22 protein-coding genes are annotated in these 18,158 nt (G+C 71.9%); 10 read left to right on the top strand and 12 right to left on the bottom strand.

Translation table 11 applies throughout. The annotated features are described in order from the left end of the window. Positions 1 to 6: 6 nt before the first annotated feature. Entirely contained in the window at positions 7 to 1,095 is a 1,089-nt protein-coding gene (locus LG395_RS28375) for a right-handed parallel beta-helix repeat-containing protein (protein WP_225811674.1), read from the top strand. A gap of 43 nt (positions 1,096 to 1,138) precedes the next feature. Next, the gene (locus tag LG395_RS28370) at positions 1,139 to 2,203 is read left to right on the top strand and encodes a methyltransferase (protein ID WP_372463474.1); all 1,065 of its coding nucleotides are present in this window, start codon (positions 1,139 to 1,141) and stop codon (positions 2,201 to 2,203) included. A 60-nt stretch (positions 2,204 to 2,263) separates the two neighbouring features. Here the strand turns inward: LG395_RS28370 and LG395_RS28365 are convergent, their stop codons facing one another. Genes LG395_RS28365 through LG395_RS28335 form a run of 7 tightly spaced genes read right to left on the bottom strand, consistent with a single transcriptional unit; the run spans position 2,264 to position 7,436 of the window. After that, positions 2,264 to 2,593 carry a TcmI family type II polyketide cyclase gene (locus tag LG395_RS28365; RefSeq protein WP_171156986.1) on the bottom strand — a complete coding sequence of 110 codons (330 nt, stop codon included), beginning with the start codon at positions 2,591 to 2,593 and terminating at the stop codon, positions 2,264 to 2,266. 21 nt (positions 2,594 to 2,614) lie between these two features. Next, positions 2,615 to 3,094, bottom strand: a complete 480-nt coding sequence (locus LG395_RS28360; protein ID WP_171156984.1) for an SRPBCC family protein — start codon at positions 3,092 to 3,094, stop codon at positions 2,615 to 2,617. 1 nt (position 3,095) lies between these two features. Continuing rightward, on the bottom strand, positions 3,096 to 3,350 hold the full coding sequence (locus tag LG395_RS28355; RefSeq protein WP_014672284.1) for an acyl carrier protein: 255 nt from the start codon (positions 3,348 to 3,350) through the stop codon (positions 3,096 to 3,098). 23 nt (positions 3,351 to 3,373) lie between these two features. Further along, positions 3,374 to 4,618, bottom strand: coding sequence for a ketosynthase chain-length factor (locus tag LG395_RS28350; protein WP_171156983.1), 1,245 nt, complete (start codon positions 4,616 to 4,618; stop codon positions 3,374 to 3,376). 7 nt (positions 4,619 to 4,625) lie between these two features. Next, positions 4,626 to 5,885, bottom strand: coding sequence for a beta-ketoacyl-[acyl-carrier-protein] synthase family protein (locus LG395_RS28345; RefSeq protein ID WP_225811673.1), 1,260 nt, complete (start codon positions 5,883 to 5,885; stop codon positions 4,626 to 4,628). After that, positions 5,882 to 6,319, bottom strand: coding sequence for a cupin domain-containing protein (locus LG395_RS28340; protein WP_225811672.1), 438 nt, complete (start codon positions 6,317 to 6,319; stop codon positions 5,882 to 5,884). Before LG395_RS28340 ends, LG395_RS28345 begins: the two co-directional genes overlap by 4 nt. A gap of 34 nt (positions 6,320 to 6,353) precedes the next feature. Further along, positions 6,354 to 7,436, bottom strand: a complete 1,083-nt coding sequence (locus tag LG395_RS28335; RefSeq protein WP_171156979.1) for a SchA/CurD-like domain-containing protein — start codon at positions 7,434 to 7,436, stop codon at positions 6,354 to 6,356. A gap of 198 nt (positions 7,437 to 7,634) precedes the next feature. On the opposite strand from LG395_RS28335, the gene LG395_RS28330 reads away from it, so the two are divergent. After that, the gene (locus tag LG395_RS28330) at positions 7,635 to 9,293 is read left to right on the top strand and encodes an FAD-dependent oxidoreductase (RefSeq protein WP_171156977.1); all 1,659 of its coding nucleotides are present in this window, start codon (positions 7,635 to 7,637) and stop codon (positions 9,291 to 9,293) included. 169 nt (positions 9,294 to 9,462) lie between these two features. On the opposite strand, the gene LG395_RS28325 is transcribed toward LG395_RS28330, so the two are convergent. Further along, positions 9,463 to 9,933 carry an RDD family protein gene (locus LG395_RS28325; protein WP_171156975.1) on the bottom strand — a complete coding sequence of 157 codons (471 nt, stop codon included), beginning with the start codon at positions 9,931 to 9,933 and terminating at the stop codon, positions 9,463 to 9,465. A gap of 210 nt (positions 9,934 to 10,143) precedes the next feature. Between LG395_RS28325 and glnA the strand changes: the two genes are divergently transcribed. Beyond that, complete coding sequence (glnA, locus tag LG395_RS28320; protein WP_171156973.1) at positions 10,144 to 11,553, top strand: type I glutamate--ammonia ligase; 1,410 nt, start codon at positions 10,144 to 10,146, stop codon at positions 11,551 to 11,553. Positions 11,554 to 11,668: 115 nt separating this feature from the next. On the opposite strand, the gene LG395_RS28315 is transcribed toward glnA, so the two are convergent. Continuing rightward, complete coding sequence (locus tag LG395_RS28315) at positions 11,669 to 11,869, bottom strand: hypothetical protein (protein ID WP_225811671.1); 201 nt, start codon at positions 11,867 to 11,869, stop codon at positions 11,669 to 11,671. Positions 11,870 to 12,030: 161 nt separating this feature from the next. On the opposite strand from LG395_RS28315, the gene LG395_RS28310 reads away from it, so the two are divergent. From LG395_RS28310 to pspAB, 3 genes are all read left to right on the top strand, one after another. After that, positions 12,031 to 12,285 carry an SCO2583/SCO2584 N-terminal domain-containing protein gene (locus tag LG395_RS28310; protein ID WP_225811670.1) on the top strand — a complete coding sequence of 85 codons (255 nt, stop codon included), beginning with the start codon at positions 12,031 to 12,033 and terminating at the stop codon, positions 12,283 to 12,285. A 99-nt stretch (positions 12,286 to 12,384) separates the two neighbouring features. Further along, positions 12,385 to 13,305, top strand: a complete 921-nt coding sequence (htpX, locus tag LG395_RS28305; protein WP_171156968.1) for a zinc metalloprotease HtpX — start codon at positions 12,385 to 12,387, stop codon at positions 13,303 to 13,305. Between the two features lie 3 nt (positions 13,306 to 13,308). Then, positions 13,309 to 13,893: a PspA-associated protein PspAB gene (pspAB, locus tag LG395_RS28300; protein ID WP_225811669.1), complete on the top strand. Its 585-nt coding sequence runs from the start codon at positions 13,309 to 13,311 to the stop codon at positions 13,891 to 13,893. A gap of 25 nt (positions 13,894 to 13,918) precedes the next feature. Here pspAB and LG395_RS28295 read toward each other — a convergent pair whose 3' ends face one another. Continuing rightward, the gene (locus tag LG395_RS28295) at positions 13,919 to 14,200 is read right to left on the bottom strand and encodes a hypothetical protein (protein WP_171156964.1); all 282 of its coding nucleotides are present in this window, start codon (positions 14,198 to 14,200) and stop codon (positions 13,919 to 13,921) included. Between the two features lie 181 nt (positions 14,201 to 14,381). Between LG395_RS28295 and LG395_RS28290 the strand changes: the two genes are divergently transcribed. Further along, a complete protein-coding gene (locus tag LG395_RS28290) occupies positions 14,382 to 15,563 on the top strand; it encodes a winged helix DNA-binding domain-containing protein (RefSeq protein ID WP_225811668.1) in 1,182 nt (393 codons plus the stop codon). 82 nt (positions 15,564 to 15,645) lie between these two features. Here LG395_RS28290 and LG395_RS28285 read toward each other — a convergent pair whose 3' ends face one another. After that, the gene (locus tag LG395_RS28285; RefSeq protein ID WP_059263820.1) at positions 15,646 to 15,960 is read right to left on the bottom strand and encodes a hypothetical protein; all 315 of its coding nucleotides are present in this window, start codon (positions 15,958 to 15,960) and stop codon (positions 15,646 to 15,648) included. A gap of 164 nt (positions 15,961 to 16,124) precedes the next feature. Here LG395_RS28285 and LG395_RS28280 point away from each other — a divergent pair, with 164 nt between their 5' ends. Then, complete coding sequence (locus LG395_RS28280; RefSeq protein ID WP_225811667.1) at positions 16,125 to 16,496, top strand: ArsC/Spx/MgsR family protein; 372 nt, start codon at positions 16,125 to 16,127, stop codon at positions 16,494 to 16,496. Between the two features lie 119 nt (positions 16,497 to 16,615). Then, positions 16,616 to 17,299, top strand: coding sequence for an SCO2207 family protein (locus LG395_RS28275; protein WP_225811666.1), 684 nt, complete (start codon positions 16,616 to 16,618; stop codon positions 17,297 to 17,299). 3 nt (positions 17,300 to 17,302) lie between these two features. Here LG395_RS28275 and LG395_RS28270 read toward each other — a convergent pair whose 3' ends face one another. Then, the gene (locus tag LG395_RS28270; protein ID WP_225811665.1) at positions 17,303 to 18,157 is read right to left on the bottom strand and encodes an alpha/beta fold hydrolase; all 855 of its coding nucleotides are present in this window, start codon (positions 18,155 to 18,157) and stop codon (positions 17,303 to 17,305) included. Position 18,158 lies beyond the last annotated feature (1 nt).

Here is an 18,158-nt window from a genome sequence, read left to right as displayed (position 1 = left end):
CGGCATGTGACAAAACGACACATTGCGTACCTGGCATGCGCCACGACCCTCGTCGGCACGGTCATCGGCGCCACTCCGGCGTCCGCTGCCCACAGGACCCTCGTGGTGCAGCCGGGTCAGTCGATCCAGAAGGCGGTCAACACCGCCAAGGCCGGCGACACCGTGTTCGTGCTCGCCGGCACCTACCGTGAGAGCGTCACGGTGAAGACGGCGGGCCTCACCCTGCGGGGAGCGGGCCCCGGCACCGTGATCCAGCCCCCCCAGCAGAAGACCAGGCCCGCCCCCGACGGCAAGAAGGCCGCCGTCACCTGCCTCTCCGACGGCAACGGCATCTGCGTGGTCGGGGGCAAGGACAAGCCCCTCGAGGACGTCACCGTCTCCGACCTCAAGGTGACCGGCTTCGCCAAGTCCGGCGTCTTCACCATGGGCACCGACCGGCTGACCGTGAAGCGCGTGATCGCCGAGAACAACGGCCAGTGGGGCATCGCCCAGCAGCACTCCACCCGCGGGGTGTTCCGGAACAACACCGCCCGCGGGAACGGGGACGCGGGCCTCTTCCTCGCCAACAACGTCAAGGCCGAGCAGGGGGCCACGGACAGCAGGGGCGCGGTGGTCGACCACAACCGGCTGGAGGACAACCGGATCGGCATCACCGTCCGCCGGCTGCGCGACCTCGCCGTCACGCGCAACTACGTCCTCGGCAACTGCGCGGGCGTGTTCGTCGTCGGCGACGAGAACAAGCCGCGGGCCGGTGCCCTCACCGTCAGCGACAACCTGGTCGTGCGGAACAACAAGTACTGCCCGAAGACGGCCCGGCTGCCCTACCTGAAGGGCTCCGGCATCGTGCTGACCGGCACCGAGAAGACCCTGGTGACGCGGAACAGGGTCACCGGCCACACCGGCAAGTCCCCGCTGTCGGGCGGCATCGTCCTGTTCAAGAGCTTCGTGGGCGCCACGAGCGAGATGAACCGGATCACCGGCAACCGGCTGGCGGACAACTCCCCGGCGGACCTCGTCAACCAGGAAGCCACCAAGACCGGCAACGTCTTCACCGGCAACGCCTGCCGGGTCTCCAAGCCCGCGGGCCTGTGCTGACCGGACGGCCGTACCCGATCCACGCAAGGAAGGAAGGCGGCACATGACCGCACCATCCGGCGCACCCCCGGCTCCCCCCGAGCCGGGGGCACCCCCCTCCTCTCACCCGTCGATGCGGCTGCGCGAGCTCGTGTTCGGGGCGGCCTGCGCCGCCGCGGTCCGCGCCGCGGCCCGGCTGGGCCTCGCCGACGCGCTCGGGGACGCCCCCATGACCGTGGAGACCCTGGCGACCGCGGTGCGCGCCGAGCCCAAGCCGCTGCGCCGGCTGCTGCGCGCCCTGTCCTGCTACGGCGTCTTCGCCGAGCGGCCGGACGGCACGTTCGCCCACACCGAGATGTCGCGGCTGCTGCGCGAGGACGACCCGAACAGCCTGCGGGCCATCGCCATGTGGTGCACCGAGCCGTGGACCTGGGACGCCTGGCCCCTGCTGGACCAGGCCGTGCGCACCGGCCGGAACGTCGTGGAGGACCTCTACGGCAAGGAGTTCTTCAGCTACCTCAACGAGGACGCTCCCGAGTCCGCGGACGTCTTCAACCGCGCGATGACCCGCTCCAGCGAGCAGTCGGCGCGAGAGGTGGCGGCCCTGCTGGACCTGTCCGGCAGCAGCTCGGTCGCGGACCTCGGCGGCGGCCAGGGGCATGTGGTGGCGTGCCTGCTGGACAAGTACCCGGCGATGCGCGGCAGCCTGCTCGACCTGCCCCGGGTGGTGGAGAACGCCCTGCCGCGGCTGCGCGAGGGCGGCGACCTCGCCGACCGCGCGCGGATCGTGCCCGGCGACGTCCGGGAGGCCGTCCCGGTCGAGGCCGACGTCTACATCATCAAGAACATCCTGGAGTGGGACGACGAGTCCACGGCCCGGCTGCTGGGCAACGTGGTCGAGGCGGGCGGTCCCGGCACCCGGGTGGTGGTGATCGAGAACCTCGTCGACGACACCCCGTCGATGCGGTTCAGCACGGCCATGGACCTGCTGCTGCTCCTGAACGTCGGCGGGGCCAAGCACACCACCGACAGCATGGTGGGCCGACTGGAGGCGGCGGGCCTGGCGGTCCGCGACATCCGGCCGGTCAACCCGTACCTGCACGCGTTCGACTGCATCGTCCCCGCATGACCGGCTCCCCGCGCCCCGAGGGGGCGCGGGGAACTGCCTCGCCGCTGTCCGGCGGAGCGCTCAGCCGGCGTCGCGCTCCCAGAGGTAGAAGCGCTCTGCCATGGCGTCCTTCGGGGACCGCCAGGTCTGCGGGTCGTACGCGCTGACGTACGCCGTCAACCGCTCGCTGACCTCCTTGAACTCGGGGTGGGAGGTGACCTTGGCGATGGCCGGTCCCGGCTCCCGCTCGGACTCGATCAGGTGCATGTACACGTCGCCGAACTGGAAGAGGCTGCGCCGGACGACTCCGACGAGGTGCGGCAGCTCTCCCCGGTCGGACTCCGCGAACACCTTGGCGATGTCGGGGGCGGAGCCCGGGGCCATGCGGGCGACGATCAGGGCCTGGTGCACGGTCGTCTCCTGTCGTCCGGCTCAGTCGGCCAGGGCCGGGGCGGGCCGCTCACCGGCCGCCGCCTTCTCGATCTTCTGCCGGATCAGCTCCAGCTGGATCTTCGAGTTCTTGTTGATGTTGTCGGTCATCCAGTCGTCGTCGACCGGCGCGTCCGGCTTCATCGCGAAGTCCTGGGTCCAGACCATCCGGGTGCCGGCGGGAACCTCCTCGTACCGCCAGTGGATGTTCATGTGGGCGAAGGGCCCGGTCTCGACCCGGCGGGCCTTGACGGTGCGGGTGGCGCGGTCCGGCTCGCGCTCGGAGACCCAGCTCCAGACGGTGCCGTTCTCGTCCGGGTGCATGGTGAGCCGGAACGTCGTCTTCTCGCCCTCCTTCTTGAGGACCTCCACCGACGCGTACTCGCTGAACAGCTGGGGCCAGCGCTCCAGGTCGTTGGTCATGTCCCAGACCAGGTCCAGCGGGGCCGCGATGGTGATCTCGTTCTGGGTGTGTCCTGCCATCTCAGGCTCCTGCCATCAGGGTGCTGTTGACGAGGTTGAGGAACTGCTGGGGTGTCTTGCAGCGCTCGGCGTCGACCGGCATCGGGGTGCCGTGCGTGTTCTCCAGCTCGCCGACGATGCCGAGCAGGCCGAGCGAGTCGACACCGAGGACGTCGAAGCCGGTGTCCGGCTTCTCCTTCAACTGCTGGGGGCTGACGGTCACGCCGGCGGCCTTCTTCATCAGCGCGGCGAGTTCTTCCACGGTGATCTGGGGCATGTTTCTCTCCTCCTTCTCTGTGCTCACTGCGCGGTGCCGCGTCGCAGCACCAGCGCCGAGTTCGACCCCATGAGTCCGCGGCTGAGGACCAGCGCCGTCCGCAGTTCGGCGGCGCGGGCGCTGCCGGTCACGAGGTCGAGGTCGTGGCAGACGTCGAAGACGTTCGGCGTCGGCGGGACCAGGCCGTGCTCCATCGCGAGCACGGCCGCCGCGGTGTCCAGGACGGGGGCCGCGCAGTATCCCCGGCCGATCCCGGTCTTCGGTGCGGTGACCGGTACCCGGGTGCCGTGCTCGCCGAGGGCGTCGGCGATCGCCAGCGCCTCGGCCCGGTCGGCCTCCGGTACCCCGAGGGCGTCGGCGAAGACGACGTCGACCTCCTCGGGCGCGCACCCGGCCTCCGCCAGGGCCTGCCGGACGGCCTGCGCGAGCCCCTCCCGGGACCGGTCCCAGCGGGAGGCGCCGGTGAAGGTCGCCCCGTGTCCGGCCACGACGGCCTTGATGTCGGCGCCGCGGGACCGGGCGGCGCAGGCCGCCTCGACCACGAGCATCCCGCCGCCCTCGGCGGGCACGAACCCGCAGGCCCCGTCCGTGAACGGGCGGTAGGCCCGGGACGGGTCCGTCTCCCGGCTCAGTTCGTCGTAGCCGAGCTGGCAGACCATCGAGTACGGCGCGAGCGGCGCCTCGGTGGAGCCGGCCACGATGACGTCGGTGCCGCGCCGCACGGCCCGTGCCGCGTGGGCGAGGGCGTCCAGGCCGCCGGCCTCGTCGGAGGCGACGACCGAGCAGGGTCCCTTGAAGCCGCGGCGGATGGACACCTGGCCGGTGCTCGCGGCGTAGAACCAGGCGATGGACTGGTACGGCCCGACGAACCGGCTCCCCTTGCCCCACAGTTGCTGGAGTTCGCGCTGGCCGAACTCGCCGCCGCCGGACCCGGCGGCGGTGACCACGCCGATGGAGTACGGCGCGTCGGGGATGTCGGCCAGCGCGAGCCGGGCGTCGTCCAGTGCGAAGTCGGCCGCGGCCATGGCGTAGTGCGTGAACCGGTCGGTCTGGACGAGGAAGCGCTCCTCGATCGTGGCGGCCGGTTCAAAGGCGCGGACCTCACCGGCCACCTTGAGGGGAAGGTGCTCACAGCCCTCGCGGGTGACCCGGTCGAGGACGCTGAGGCCCTCCTGGGTGGCCTTCCAGAAGGTGCCGGTGGTGGTGCCGTTGGGCGCGACCACTCCGATGCCGGTGATGGCCGCCTGCCGGTCCTGCGGTTCGCTCATCGTGTCCTCACTCCCTCGGCCGGGTCAGGATCACCGCGGACTGGAATCCGCCGAACCCGCTGCCCACGGACAGCACGCTGGTCAGCTTCCGTTCGCGGGCGACGCGCGGGACGTAGTCCAGGTCGCACTCGGGGTCGGGGATCTCGTAGTTCGCGGTCGGCGGGACGACCTGCTTCGCGAGGGCCAGGACGCACGCGACGAGTTCGATGGCGCCGATCGCCCCGAGGGAGTGCCCCACCATGGATTTGATGGAGCTCATCGGGGTGTCGTAGGCGTGGTGGCCCAGCGCCCGCTTCACGGCCGCCGTCTCGTGGCGGTCGTTCTGCCGGGTGCCGGAGCCGTGCGCGTTGACGTAGTCGATCGCCGTGGGGTCGAGACGCGCCTGGTCCAGGGCGGTGTCGATGGCCCGCGCCATCTCCAGGCCCTCCTTGGTCAGACCGGTCATGTGGTAGGCGTTGCCGAAGGTGGCGTAGCCGCCGAACTCGCAGTACACGTGGGCACCGCGGGCCCGGGCGTGCTCCAGCTCCTCCAGGACGAGCACCGCGCCGCCCTCGCCCATGACGAAGCCGTCACGGTTGTTGTCGAAGGGACGGGAGGCGTGCGCGGGGTCGTCGTTGTTCGGTGAGGTGGCCTTGATCGCGTCGAAGCAGGCCATGGTGATCGGGGAGATCGGAGAGTCCGAGGCTCCCGCGATGCATATGTCGGCCCGGCCCTCCTGGACGGTGTGGAAGGCGTACCCGACCGCGTCGAGTCCCGAGGTGCAGCCGGTGGACACGGTCTGCACCGGACCCTGGGCGCCGAAACGTTCCGCCACCGCGGAGGCCACGGTGCTCGGCGAGAACGCCCGGTGCAGCTGCGGCTCCGCCTCGGCGGGGTCGACGTCCCAGCGCTGCCCGCGATGGCTGACCAGGACGTAGTCGTGCTCCAGCCGGGTGGTGCCGCCGACGGCCGTGCCCACGGAGACACCGACCCGCCAGGGGTCCTCCCGGCCGAGGTCGAGACCGGAGTCGCGGACCGCCTCCTCGCCGGCCACCAGGGCGAACTGTATGTACCGGTCCGCCCGTTCGACCTGTTCGGCGTCCAAGCCGTACGCGGCGGGGTCGAAGTCGCACTCGGCGGCGATCCGGGACCGCAGCCCGGTCGGGTCGAAGAACGTGATGCCCCGCGTCGCGGTACGGCCGTCGGCGAGGAGATCCCAGAACGCCGGTACGCCGATCCCTCCCGGGGCCACGACGCCTATGCCGGTGACCGCCACGCGCCGGTTCATGAGCCGACCCGTGCCCGGTCGGCCGGATCGGCGGCCACGGCGACGGCCTCCGTCTCCTCGGTGTCGACGTGGCCGAGGGCCGGCCGGGGGGCCAGCGGGCCCAGGTGGAAGACGATCCGCGCCTCCACGTTGCCGACGTTGCGGAAGCGGTGCCGCATGTTCATGGGGATCATCAGCCCCTGCTCGGGCCGCAGCGGGTGCGGCTCACCGTCCAGGTCCACCTCCAGCTGTCCGCACAGGACGTACACGAACTCCTCGGAGTAGGGGTGGTAGTGCTCGCCGATGCGGTCGCCGGGCTGCACGATGGCCACGCCCATGAAGCCGCTGGTGGAGCCCACCGTGGCCGGGGTGAGCATGGCGCGCAGGTCGCCGCCGCGCCGGGTGTTGGGCTCGATCTCGCTGAGGTCCACGATCTTCGGAAGGGGTTTGATCACGACGTTCCTCCGTTGGTGTGCTGGCCCGCCGGGCTCAGGCGTCCGGCGAGCGGCGGTCGGTGACGAGGTCCATGCCGACGGGCTCGCCGTCCAGCAGGGCGCCCAGCTCGGCCTGACGGCCGGGCTCCGGCAGCGCGGCGCGGGCGCCCGTGCCGGGGCGTACGTCGATCAGCCGGACGACGACGTCGTCGCGCTGGAAGATCGTGCTGCGCAGCACCGGGCTGTCCGGGTTCTGAGCCGCCGCCTCGTCCTGCTGGGCGAGCAGCTCCGCCAGCCGCATCCCGCAGTCCGGCCGGGCCGGGTAGTACAGCGCCTGCCGCTCGCCCTCTGTGACCTCGTCCGCGGTGACGTGGTGCACGGCCGGCAGCGCCGCCCGGGTGAAGAACACCCGCGCGGACTCCTGGTCGTTCAGGTCCCGCTCCTGCTCCAGGTAGGGGTTGATGGCCTCCTCCACGGCCCGCACCTCGGGCTGCCGGGCGACGTGCCGCAGCGCCGCGAGCAGGTCGCCGCGCACCTCGATGGCCCGCACGACCCGGTTGCCGTGCATGAACAGGGAGGTGCGGCACAGCCGGGTGCTCTCGTCGACGCGCGCCTCGGGCGAGGCGTAGTCCGCGAGGATCTTCGCGACCTTCTCCTCGCTGCCCGGCCTGACCGTGAAGGTCAGCGCGTGCCGGATCACGCCGTCCCCGATCCGCGGGGACGCCTGGAGCCGGCGCCGTGACGCGGCCCCGGCCGGCTCGCCGCCGGTCTCGCGGACGATGTGGAACCGCAGCGACCGGGTGTCCCGGACGCAGCTGTGCAGGGGTTCCACCATCCGCACGTGCTCCTCGCTGTTCACCCAGGTGAGGAACGGCGGGGCACTCTCCCACTCGCTGGTGATGAGCCATTGGGAGGGGTTCTCGATCGACTGGCACAGCTGGTCGCTGACGTGGCCGGGCACCTGCGCCACCTGGTTGCACAGCTGCTCGTAGGCCTCCAGGAACTGCTGCTGGGCGCCGTCGTGGACGTCCACGAGCAGGACGACCCGGAGACGGGAGCCGTCGAACACGGACTGGGAGACCCTCGTCGACACCTCACGCGTCGACTGGTCCGACATCTTTTCCGACAAGGTGGTCATGCTGCGCATCTCCTTCACGGGGGCAGAGGCGAACGCCGGCCGCCGATGACGCGACGTCAGCGCTTCTTGATCCTGTGCCGCTTCCCGCACAACGCGCGACTCGCGTGAACCACGTGGGTGATTGAGCACGCGAAAGCCGTCCCAGAGGGCACAGAAACAGCAGCGCCTCACATCCCGACCCCTGCCTCTGGAGCCTTGATGCAGCACAAAGCCGATCACCAGGTGCCCGTCCTCGTCGTGGGCGGTTCACTGGTGGGCCTGTCCCTCTCCCTGTTCCTGGGCCGTCTCGGCGTACCCCACATGCTCGTCGAGCGGCACTCCGGGACCTCGATCCACCCGCGTGGCCGCGGCAACAACCTGCGGACGATGGAGCTGTACCGGGTCGCCGGCATCGAGCCGGACATCAAGGCGGCGGCCTCGCTGCTCGCGTCCAACCACGGCATCCTGCAGACCCCGACCCTCGCCGGCGACGCCGGCGAATGGCTGTTCAAGCACATCGACCCGGGCGGCGGGCTGGCGAGGTTCAGCCCCACGGCCTGGTGCCTGTGCAGCCAGAACGACCTGGAGCCGGTGCTGCTGAAGGGGGCCCGCGCGCTCGGCGGGGACCTGCGGTACTACCACGAGCTGGAGGGCTTCGAACAGGACCCCGAAGGAGTGACGGCGTTCGTCCGGGACCGGGACAGCGACGAGCTGTACACGGTCCGCGCGGACTACCTGGTCGCGTGCGACGGCCCGCGCAGCCCCGTACGGCGCCGGCTCGGCATCGGGCAGAGCGGCCCCGGCGACCTCTTCGCCAACGTGAGCGTCACCTTCCGGTCCAAACTGCTCGCCGAGACGGTCGGCGACCGGCACTTCATCTGCTGCTACCTCACCAACCCGGAGGCCGACGGCGCCCTGCTGCCGGTCGACAACAAGGAGCACTGGGTCTTCCACGCGCCGTGGCACCCGGAGCAGGGCGAGAGGCTGGAGGAGTTCACCGAGGAGCGGCTCCAGCGGCACATCCGGCTGGCCGTCGGCGTCCCCGACCTGGACGTCGAAATCACCGGAAAGGCGTCCTGGCGTGCCGCCGAACGCGTCGCCGAGCGGTACACGGCCGGCCGGGTGGTGCTGGCCGGCGACTCCGCCCACGAGATGTCCCCCACCGGCGCCTTCGGGTCCAACACCGGCATCCAGGACGCGCACAACCTGGCCTGGAAACTCTCCGCCGTCCTCGACGGCTGGGCCGGACCCGGCCTGCTGGAGACCTACGACACCGAGCGCCGGCCCGTCGCGCTGGCGACCAGCGCCCGCGCCTCCGCCCGTTCGGTGGAGCACAGCCACCCGGGCTTCGCGCCCACGCCCGGCGTCGGCGGGGGCCCGCGCAGCGGCATCCTTCCCGTCGTCCTCGCCTACCGCTATCTGGAGGGGGCCGTCATCGGCGCCGACCCCGCCCAGCCGGTCGTACCCGACGAGGTGCGGCTGACCGCGGACCCGGGCAGCCGGGCGCCGCACCTGTGGCTGCGCCGTGCGGGCGACCGGCTCTCCACGATCGACCTCTACGAGCGCTCACTGGTGCTCCTCTGCGACGCCGGATCGGCCGCCGGCGGGGCCTGGCACGCCGCCGCCCGGAAGATCGCCCGAACGGACGGCGTACGGCTGGAGGCGTACCGGATCGGTACGGGCGCGGACGCCGACCTCACCTACGACGGGGACGGCGCCGAGGGCGGCACCGACTGGGCCGCGCCGCACGGCACGACGGCGGACGGGGCGGTGCTGGTACGCCCGGACGGCTTCGTCGCCTGGCGCGCGACGAGCGCCGCGAGCGACCCGGAGACGGAGCTGCGGTCGGTGCTGGCGGCGGTGCTGCGGAGGAGGTGACGGCGGTGCGGGCGGACCGCCGCGGGTGGCTGCCGCCCCCAGCGCCGGGCGCTCTCGCGGGGTCCCGGCGGCGGGGCGCAGTGCCAGGGCGGGGCCGTGCCCCCCTGCGGCTCGGCCCCGCGGACGCGACCGGCCGCGGGCGAGCGGCCTCCGCGGCGGGGGCGCTCCGTCAGATCCGCACCTCGACCGTCTGCGCGATCCGGTCGTGCAGGCCGCGGCCGTCGCGGTCCCAGATCAGGGCGGGGATCGCGAGGCACAGCAGGACCGTGCGCAGCAGGGCGCGCCCGGGGTTGACCGTGCCCGTCCGCAGGGCCACGACCCGGATGCCGAAGAGCCGCTTGCCGGGGGTGAAGCCGACCGTGCCGACGGTCAGGACGCTCATGACGAAGAAGACACCGAGCGCCCAGTTACTGGTGGCGGGGGCTCGGTAGCCGTCCGTGATCAGGCCGTATGCGATCAGAACGCACAGCGCCCAGTCCACGGCGAGCGCGCCCAGGCGCCGTCCGGGGCGTGCGACCGAGTTCGGCCCGTGCTCCGGGAGGCCGAGCTGTTCACCCCGGTACCCGAAATCGGCGCCCGCCTCTTCCAGGGCCGCGCGCGGTCCGGAGAGCCACGATCCGATTGCCTGCCTGTTGTCCACGCCTCCACGGTACTGTGCCCGGTTTCGGGCACTACGCACAGGGGTGTGTCAGGGCTACGGTGGACAGGTGGCCGGTTAACTTCTGCGAAACAAACGGGTCACGCCCGAGAAATCACCCGTCCCTAGGGTCGAGACCAGCGTGTGCCACCGCACTGGCCGCACGAACGATCTACCACCCCGGCGAGGACGGTCGGGAGTAGGAGGAGCTGGATGTTCCAGAACGCCGACGAGGCCAAGAAGTTCATCGCGGACGAGGACGTCAAGTTCGTCGACGTCCGCTTCTGCGACCTGCCGGGCGTCATGCAGCACTTCACGGTGCCCGTTGAGGCGTTCGACCCGGACGAGGAGCTGGCCTTCGACGGATCGTCGATCCGTGGTTTCCAGGCCATCCACGAGTCCGACATGGCTCTGCGCGCCGACCTGTCCACCGCCCGTGTGGACCCGTTCCGCCGCGACAAGACCCTCAACATCAACTTCTTCATCCACGACCCGATCACGGGCGAGCAGTACTCTCGTGACCCGCGCAACGTGGCGAAGAAGGCGGAGGCCTACCTGGCGTCGACCGGGATCGCGGACACCGCGTACTTCGGCCCCGAGGCCGAGTTCTACGTCTTCGACAGCGTCCGTTTCGCCACCTCCGCGAACGAGTCCTTCTACCACATCGACTCCGAGGCGGGCGCCTGGAACACCGGCGCCGTCGAGAACAACCGCGGGTACAAGGTCCGCTACAAGGGCGGCTACTTCCCGGTGGCCCCGGTCGACCACTTCGCCGACCTGCGCGCCGAGATCTCCCTGGAGCTGGAGCGGTCCGGCCTGAAGGTCGAGCGCCAGCACCACGAGGTGGGCACGGCCGGCCAGGCGGAGATCAACTACAAGTTCAACACCCTGCTCGCCGCCGCCGACGACCTTCAGCTCTTCAAGTACATCGTGAAGAACGTCGCCTGGCGCAACGGCAAGACCGCGACCTTCATGCCGAAGCCGATCTTCGGTGACAACGGCTCGGGCATGCACGTGCACCAGTCGCTGTGGAGCAACGGCGACCCGCTGTTCTACGACGAGGCCGGTTACGCGGGCCTGTCGGACACCGCCCGCTACTACATCGGCGGCATCCTCAGGCACGCCCCGTCGCTGCTGGCCTTCACCAACCCGACGGTGAACTCCTACCACCGTCTGGTGCCGGGCTTCGAGGCGCCGATCAACCTGGTGTACTCGCAGCGCAACCGCTCCGCCGCGATGCGTATCCCGATCACGGGCTCCAACCCGAAGGCCAAGCGCGTCGAGTTCCGCGCGCCCGACTCCTCCGGCAACCCGTACCTGGCCTTCTCGGCCCTGCTCCTCGCGGGCCTGGACGGCATCAAGAACAAGATCGAGCCGGCCGAGCCGATCGACAAGGACCTGTACGAGCTGGCTCCCGAGGAGCACGCGAACGTCGCCCAGGTCCCGACCTCGCTGAACGCCGTCCTCGACGCGCTGGAGGCCGACCACGAGTTCCTCCTCCAGGGCGACGTGTTCACGTCCGACCTGATCGAGACGTGGATCGACTTCAAGCGCACGAACGAGATCGCCCCGCTCCAGCTGCGTCCGCACCCGCACGAGTTCGAGCTGTACTTCGACGTGTGATGCCGCCCCAGGTAAGAGCGGGCAACCGCTCCCCTGGGCCGTCTGTGGGCCGTCGGCCGTGTCCTTCCCGCGTGGAAGGGCACGGCCGACGGCCTTTTTCGGGCCCGCGCCGCGATCACCAGGAGCGGGACCGTGTTCGATCAGCGCCGAGAAGTCTGCGGACCAGCAGAAACGTGCCCACTACGATCAGGGCCGCCCCGGCGAGGATCAAGGCCACCCCGATGGCGATCAGGAACGTCCCGACGAGGACCACAAGCGCCCCGATCAGGACCAAGAGCGTACCGACGATGAGTAGGAAGATCGCGAGGAAGGTCACGGCCGTCTCCTGTCCTCCCTCCCGCTGTGACCCCTTCCCTGCCCCGGCACAAACACTCCGGACCACGTCCCGCCCCCGTGCAACCTTTCGCGCTTCCCAGACTTCCTATTGTCGGGGGATCATCCCTCCGGATCGTGTCGGACGAGAGAGGTTGAACGGGGATGCCGGAACAAGACGACTGGGAGCGCGAGTTCGATCACCGGTGGGCGAACTCCGCCGAGCACAAGGAGCCCTCCGCCCGGGCCCGGATGCTCGCCGCCCGCTGGAAGGAGACCCCCCCGAATCCGGCGCCGTTCCGCGCCGACCCGGACCCGGCCCCGCGCCGGTCCTCCTGGGTCTCGACGGCCGTGGTGCTCGGCTGCGTGGCGGCGGTCATCGTGCTGCTGGGGTATGCGCAGATGCGTTCCCCCTACTGACCCTTTGCCCCGCCTAGAGCGGTTCCGGACCGCTTCATGGGCATGCGCAGGTGCACACTGGACAGCGGGACGAGTGCCTGACTTTCGGGGTGATGCAAGATGCGGAGCCGGTTCCGGAGCGATCGGCGACTGACCGTGCGCATGGGTCTCACGCTGTTCCTGCTCGGGCTGCTGTACGTGGGCTTCGTCGCCGCACTGATCGTGCTGCTGAAGTCCTGGGTGCTGGTCGCCGTCCTGATCGGGGCGCTGTTCGTGGCGCAGTTCTGGTTCTCCGACCGGATCGCGATGTTCGCCATGCGCGGGCGGGTCGTGGAGCGGGAGGAGTACCCCGGGCTGCACGCCGTGGTCGACCGGCTGTGCGCGATCGCGGACCTGCCCAAGCCGGTGGTCGCCGTGTCCGAGCTGGACATGCCGAACGCGTTCGCGACCGGGCGCAGCGCCGAGCACGCGGTCGTGTGCGTGACCACCGGGCTGCTGCGCCGGCTGGAGCCGGCGGAGCTGGAGGGCGTGCTCGCGCACGAGCTGTCGCACGTGCGGCACAAGGACGTCGCCGTGATCACGGTCGCGTCGTTCCTCGGGGTGCTGGCGGGCCTGGTCGTGCGCTTCGCCTTCTACTCCCAGGCCTTCGGCGCGGGCCGCCGGGACCAGAACACGGCCGCGGTGTTCGCCGCCGTCCTGGGTGTCTCGGTGGCCGTGTACGCGATCAGCTTCCTGCTGATCCGGTCGCTGTCCCGGTACCGGGAGCTGGCGGCCGACCGCGCCGCGGCGCAGCTGACCGGCCGGCCCTCCGCGCTGGCGGCGGCGCTCACCAAGGTCTCCGGGGAGATCGCGCGGATCCCCACCAAGGATCTGCGCACGGCGCAGGCGTTCAACGCCTTCTACTTCACCCCGGCGACCGGCCGGGAGCCCGGCATCGAGCGGTTCTTCTCCACGCACCCGACCCTGGAGCAGCGGCTGGAGCAGCTGAGCCGGATCTCGGCGGAGCTGGGCGAGCCCGCCACCCCGGGGAAGGCGGGCTGAGCTGTGGGGCTGCTGGACATCCTGCTGGGCCGTACGCAACCGGTGGCGCCCGATCTCGACCAGCTCTTCGCGCTGCCGTCGGCGGCCGTGACGCTGGAGGCGGCGGCGGGTTTCACGCCGACCGGGGAGGGGGCGGTGTGCTTCGCCACGGTGGAGGGCGCGGCCTTCGAGCAGATGCACCGCGAGGTGCAGGCGCTGCTGGACGCGGACACCGACCGGACCGGACCGCCGGTGGAACTGCGCCGGGACGGCTACGGTTACTCCTGGCTGGTGTCCCGGCGCTCGCCCGACCGGCTGCCCGAGCTGGTCAACGATCTGCACGCCGTGAACAGTTCGCTGGAGGTCAACGGCTTCGGCCCGCAGCTGCTGTGCTCGCTGGCCGGGTTCACCGACGGCGCGGGCCGGAAGCTGGCGCTCGTCTACCTCTACAAACGCGGCACGTTCTACCCGTTCGCCCCGCTGCCCGGCTCCGCCGAGCGGCGGGACACCGCGCTGGAACTCCAGCTGAAGGCCACGCTCGACGGCGACCTGCGGATCGAGCAGGACCTCGGCCGCTGGTTCCCGGTGTGGGGCGCCCCCGGCCTGTGACGGCCGGCGACGCCCCGGAGCCCGCTCACTTCCGGCTCTTGTCCCGCTCCTGCCGCCGGGCCTCGAAGGGCCGCTCGCGGCGGTAGCGGCGCTCCCACCTGGCCTGGCGGTCCCGGCGGTCCCGGTACGCCCGGTAGCTGTCGGGCGGGGCGCCGGTGCCGGGGCCGGCCGGCGGGGTGGTGCCGGGCGAGCCGCGGCCGTGTGTCGCGTACAGGTACAGCAGGGCGACGGCGGCGAGCCACCAGAGGTGGTCGCCGGTTCCGAGGATCACCAGGACGACGGTCCCGGCCGCGAGAATGCCACGCATGGCGGACCTCCTGGGGTGAGTCGGGGGACGTACGCGGGTTCGCTCAGCGTAGGGAGACCGTGACGGTGCGTGCATCCCGTTTTCCGGGGGGCGCGGGACCGTTTCCACCGGGCGCCCGCGCGGTGTCGGTGGCACCGGCGACCATGGCGGGAACGGATCGCGAGCCGAAGGGGAGGCCGGTATGGCGGAGGGACGGCGGTACGTCGACGGGGTGGAACGGCGGACCCGGCTTGCCGTGCGGCACCGGCTGGCCGGGGCGGCGCGGGCGGTGACGCCCGAGGAGGTCGCGGCCTCCCTGGTCGCCCTGCACGGCTCGGACCCGGCGACCGTGCACCTGGCGGTGGCCGCCCGGCTGACCGACCCCGCGAAGGCGGTGCCGCAGACGGAGCGGGCGCTGTACGAGGACCGCACGCTGGTGCGGATGCACGGCATGCGGCACACGGTGTTCGTGTTCCCGGCGGCCCTGACGGCCGTCGTCCACGCCTCGACGGGCCTCACGGTGGCCTCCCGGGAGCGCGCGTCCCTGCTGCGGGACATGGCGCTGGCCGGCGCGCCCGACGCGGCGTGGCTGGCGGAGGTCGAGGAGGCCACGCTCGCCGCGCTGGCCCGGCGCGGCCAGGCGACGGCGGCGGAGCTGGCCGCGGACGAGCCGCGCCTGCGCGAGCGGTTCGTCCACGCGGCCGGGAAGAGCTACGAGGGCGTCCACACGGTCTCGACCCGCCTGCTGCGCGTGCTCGGCGTGGAGGGCAAGGTGGTCAGGGGCCGCCCGCTCGGCTCCTGGACGTCGAGCCAGTTCCGCTGGGCGCCGGCGCCGCCCCACCCCGAGCTGGACCCGGCCGCGGCTCAGGCGGACCTGCTGCGCCACTGGCTGCGGGCGTGCGGGCCGGCCACCGAGGCGGACCTGAAGTGGTGGACGGGCTGGACGCTCCGGGAGGTCCGCCGGGCGCTGGCCGCGATCGGCGCCGAAGAGGTCGCCCTGGACGAGGGGACGGGATACGTCGACGCCGGGGACGCGGAGCCGGTGACGGACCCCGGGGCGCCGTGGGCGGCGCTGCTGCCCGCCCTGGACCCCACGGCCATGGCCTGGCAGCAGCGCGACTGGTACCTGGACCCGGCGCTGCGCCCCCTGCTCTTCGACCGCAGCGGCAACGTGGGTCCGACGGTGTGGTGGAACGGCCGCGTGGTGGGCGGCTGGGCCCAGCGCGCGGACGGCGGGATCGTCTGGCGGATTCCCGAGGAGGGCGTCCGCCGGGAGGCCACGGCCGAGGTCGCGGCGGAGGCGGAGCGGCTGCGCGGCTGGCTGGGCGCGACCCGGATCACCCCGCGCTTCCGGACTCCGCTGGAGCGGGAACTGACGGCGTGACGGTGCGCTGGGGCGCTGGGACGGCGTGACGGTGCCGGGTGCCCCGCGCCGGTGACGCGGGGCACCCGGCAGCACGGCCGGCTCAGCGCGAGTAACGCATCAGCGCCCGCACCATGTGGCACGTGGTGTCGGACGGCGGGCGCATCCCGATCCGCTCCGCCGTGCCGCGGATCGTCTCATTCCGGGCCTGGTCCGGCAGGTACACGCCGGAGTCGAGCAGGGCTATGGCCAGGCGCATGGCCTTCAGACGCCGGTTGTGCGTGACGTACCACTCGCGCGGCCGTCCGGCCGGCAGCGGTCGCTTCGCCACGGGCTCGTAGGGCGAGTCGAACAGCACGGAACGCTGGGCGGTGGACTGGGTCGGCAACGGCTTCGGCTTCAGGGCGGCAGCGGGCACGGGCATCCTCCTGTCGCGGTCAGGGCGACGCACCGGGGTCCGGCGCGCACCCTCGAACACTGCTTCTATTCTACGGGCCGCCACTGACAAAAGCCCCTGGCCACAAGGGTTTTCGGGGCTCCAGTGACGGGGGTGCCGAACGGTTTTCGCGTACCGTGTGCGGCATGGAGATCTGGATCAATCCGGCCTGTTCCAAGTGCCGCAGCGCGCTCGGTCTGCTGGACGCCGAGGGGGCCGCGTACACCGTCCGCCGTTACCTGGAGGACGTGCCGAGCGCCGACGAGATCAGGGCCGTACTGGACCGGCTCCGCCTCGAACCGTGGGACATCACCCGCACCCAGGAGCCGGTCGCCCGGGAGCTGGGGCTCAAGGAGTGGCCGCGGGACGCGGGCGCGCGGGACCGCTGGATCGCCGCGCTCAGCGAGCACCCGAAGCTGATCCAGCGTCCGATCATCACCGCGGACGACGGCACGGCGCTGGTGGCCCGCAGCGAGGAGGCCGTGCGGGAGGCCATCTCCCACGGCGGCAAGGGCTGACGGCCGCTCACCCGCGGCGTGACACAGGTCACTTCAGCGACTCCCGTAACCGCTGAGTAACCACGTTCGGTATCTCGTACATAGCGGCGTACGCTCCCCTACCTCTTCAGGAGGCGCGCATGTCGCGCAGGAGAACTCTCGGTACGAAGAAGAAGCTCGCGCTGCTCGTCGGCGCCGCGGCGGTGGCGGGCGGCGGGGCCTTCGCCCTGGCGACGACCTCCAACGCCGCGCAGAGCCCGCAAGGCGCCAGGACGCTGTCCGCCGGGGACTCGACCGTCTGCCAGGGGCTGGCCACGGCCCTCGGCAACAACGAGAGGTTCATCGCGGACCAGAAGGCGAAACCGGACGCGCAGTCGGCGGCCCGGATCGCCAACCGGCAGGCGGTCGTCGAGCAGATCAAGGTCCAGCAGAAGGCGTCCGGTTGCACCGTTGGGGAGTCGGCTCAGGGCTCCCAGGCGGCGCAGGGCGGCGACGCCGGGCAGGCCGCGGGCCAGCAGGGCGCGGGCCAGCAGGCGGGGGGTGCGCAGCAGGGCGGAGGCGCCCAGCAGGGTGCCGGCCAGCAGGTGTGCAAGGGCTCCACCGTGACGCTCTCCGGCGAGGGCGGCGCCCCGGCCGCGTCCAGCAACCAGTTCCCGGCGGGGACGACCCTGAAGGTCACCAACCTGGACAACAACAAGTCCACCACGGTGAAGGTGACGTCCGTCTCCGGGAGTTGTGTCCTGCTCAACAACGCCGCCTTCGAACAGGTCCGGGAACCGGGCAAGTTCCTCATCAGGCGCGCGGTGATCGAGAAGGTGGGGTGAGGCTCAGGGAGCCGACAGGAAACCGGTGAGGTGGCGGACCAGGGCCGGCGGCGCGGTCTGCGGCAGCGCGTGGTGGGAGACGTCCGGCAGTACGGCCGTCTCCACGTGCGGCAGCAGCGCACCGGCCCGCGCCACCACCTCGTGAGGGTCATGGGTCCTGCTGTTCGCGGCCACGAGCAGCAGGACCGGCACCCGCAGGGCGCGCAAGGCCTCCGGAGCCGGCCGGGGACCGGTCACCGGCTTCGCGGCCGGGAAACCGGCGGCGGCCTCCTGGAGGGCCAGCCAGTCGGGGTCGAGCGCCGCTCCCCCGGTCTCCCACTCCAGGAAGGCGCGGATCCGGCGGGGTGCGGGCCGCAGCAGCATCGGCAGCGCGTGCAGCAGGTACGCCGTCTTGAACCCGGCGAAGCACCGGGTCGGGTCCAGGAGGAACAGACGGCGCACCCGAGCCGGCGCGCGCAGCGCGTGGTGCAGGGCGATCCAGCCGCCGTAGGAGTGGCCGCCGAGGTCGGTCGCGGAGACACCGAGTCCGTCCAGGACGGCGTCCAGCCAGTCGGCCAGGTCGGCGACCGTACGGGGGTGGCGGTCGCCGGCCCGGCTCAGGCCGGGCCCGCCGGGCAGGTCCACGGCGTGCACCCGGCGGATCCCGGCAAGGCCGGCGGCCTGCGCGTACCAGGAGGCCGAGGTCGCTCCGCCGCCGCCCGGCAGCAGGAGCAGCGGCGGCGCGTCACGCGGGCCGCAGACGGTGACGTGGGCCTCGCCGAAGGGCGTGGCGACCCTCAGCGTCTCGCGGCCGTCGGGCCACTTCGCCATCACCTTGTCGTACGCAACCCGGTACGCCTCCCGGTCGTGTCCGGCCATG

The sequence above is a fragment of the Streptomyces spinosus genome, from assembly GCF_020400655.1.
Taxonomy (GTDB): domain Bacteria; phylum Actinomycetota; class Actinomycetes; order Streptomycetales; family Streptomycetaceae; genus Streptomyces; species Streptomyces argyrophylli.
This window is presented reverse-complemented; position numbering and strand designations above follow the sequence as displayed.

Bases quoted from the DNA above. Each gene is read 5' to 3' on its own strand.
- glnA (WP_171156973.1), top strand. From the start codon at position 10,144: ATGTTCCAGAACGCCGACGAGGCCAAGAAGTTCATCGCGGACGAGGAC.
- LG395_RS28370 (WP_372463474.1), top strand. From the start codon at position 1,139: ATGACCGCACCATCCGGCGCACCCCCGGCTCCCCCCGAGCCGGGGGCA.
- LG395_RS28280 (WP_225811667.1), top strand. From the start codon at position 16,125: ATGGAGATCTGGATCAATCCGGCCTGTTCCAAGTGCCGCAGCGCGCTC.
- LG395_RS28345 (WP_225811673.1), bottom strand. From the start codon at position 5,885: ATGAACCGGCGCGTGGCGGTCACCGGCATAGGCGTCGTGGCCCCGGGA.
- LG395_RS28350 (WP_171156983.1), bottom strand. From the start codon at position 4,618: ATGAGCGAACCGCAGGACCGGCAGGCGGCCATCACCGGCATCGGAGTG.
- LG395_RS28295 (WP_171156964.1), bottom strand. From the start codon at position 14,200: ATGCGTGGCATTCTCGCGGCCGGGACCGTCGTCCTGGTGATCCTCGGA.
- LG395_RS28335 (WP_171156979.1), bottom strand. From the start codon at position 7,436: ATGACCACCTTGTCGGAAAAGATGTCGGACCAGTCGACGCGTGAGGTG.
- LG395_RS28355 (WP_014672284.1), bottom strand. From the start codon at position 3,350: ATGCCCCAGATCACCGTGGAAGAACTCGCCGCGCTGATGAAGAAGGCC.
- LG395_RS28330 (WP_171156977.1), top strand. From the start codon at position 7,635: ATGCAGCACAAAGCCGATCACCAGGTGCCCGTCCTCGTCGTGGGCGGT.
- LG395_RS28310 (WP_225811670.1), top strand. From the start codon at position 12,031: ATGCCGGAACAAGACGACTGGGAGCGCGAGTTCGATCACCGGTGGGCG.
- LG395_RS28275 (WP_225811666.1), top strand. From the start codon at position 16,616: ATGTCGCGCAGGAGAACTCTCGGTACGAAGAAGAAGCTCGCGCTGCTC.
- LG395_RS28270 (WP_225811665.1), bottom strand. From the start codon at position 18,157: ATGGCCGGACACGACCGGGAGGCGTACCGGGTTGCGTACGACAAGGTG.
- htpX (WP_171156968.1), top strand. From the start codon at position 12,385: ATGCGGAGCCGGTTCCGGAGCGATCGGCGACTGACCGTGCGCATGGGT.
- LG395_RS28360 (WP_171156984.1), bottom strand. From the start codon at position 3,094: ATGGCAGGACACACCCAGAACGAGATCACCATCGCGGCCCCGCTGGAC.
- LG395_RS28290 (WP_225811668.1), top strand. From the start codon at position 14,382: ATGGCGGAGGGACGGCGGTACGTCGACGGGGTGGAACGGCGGACCCGG.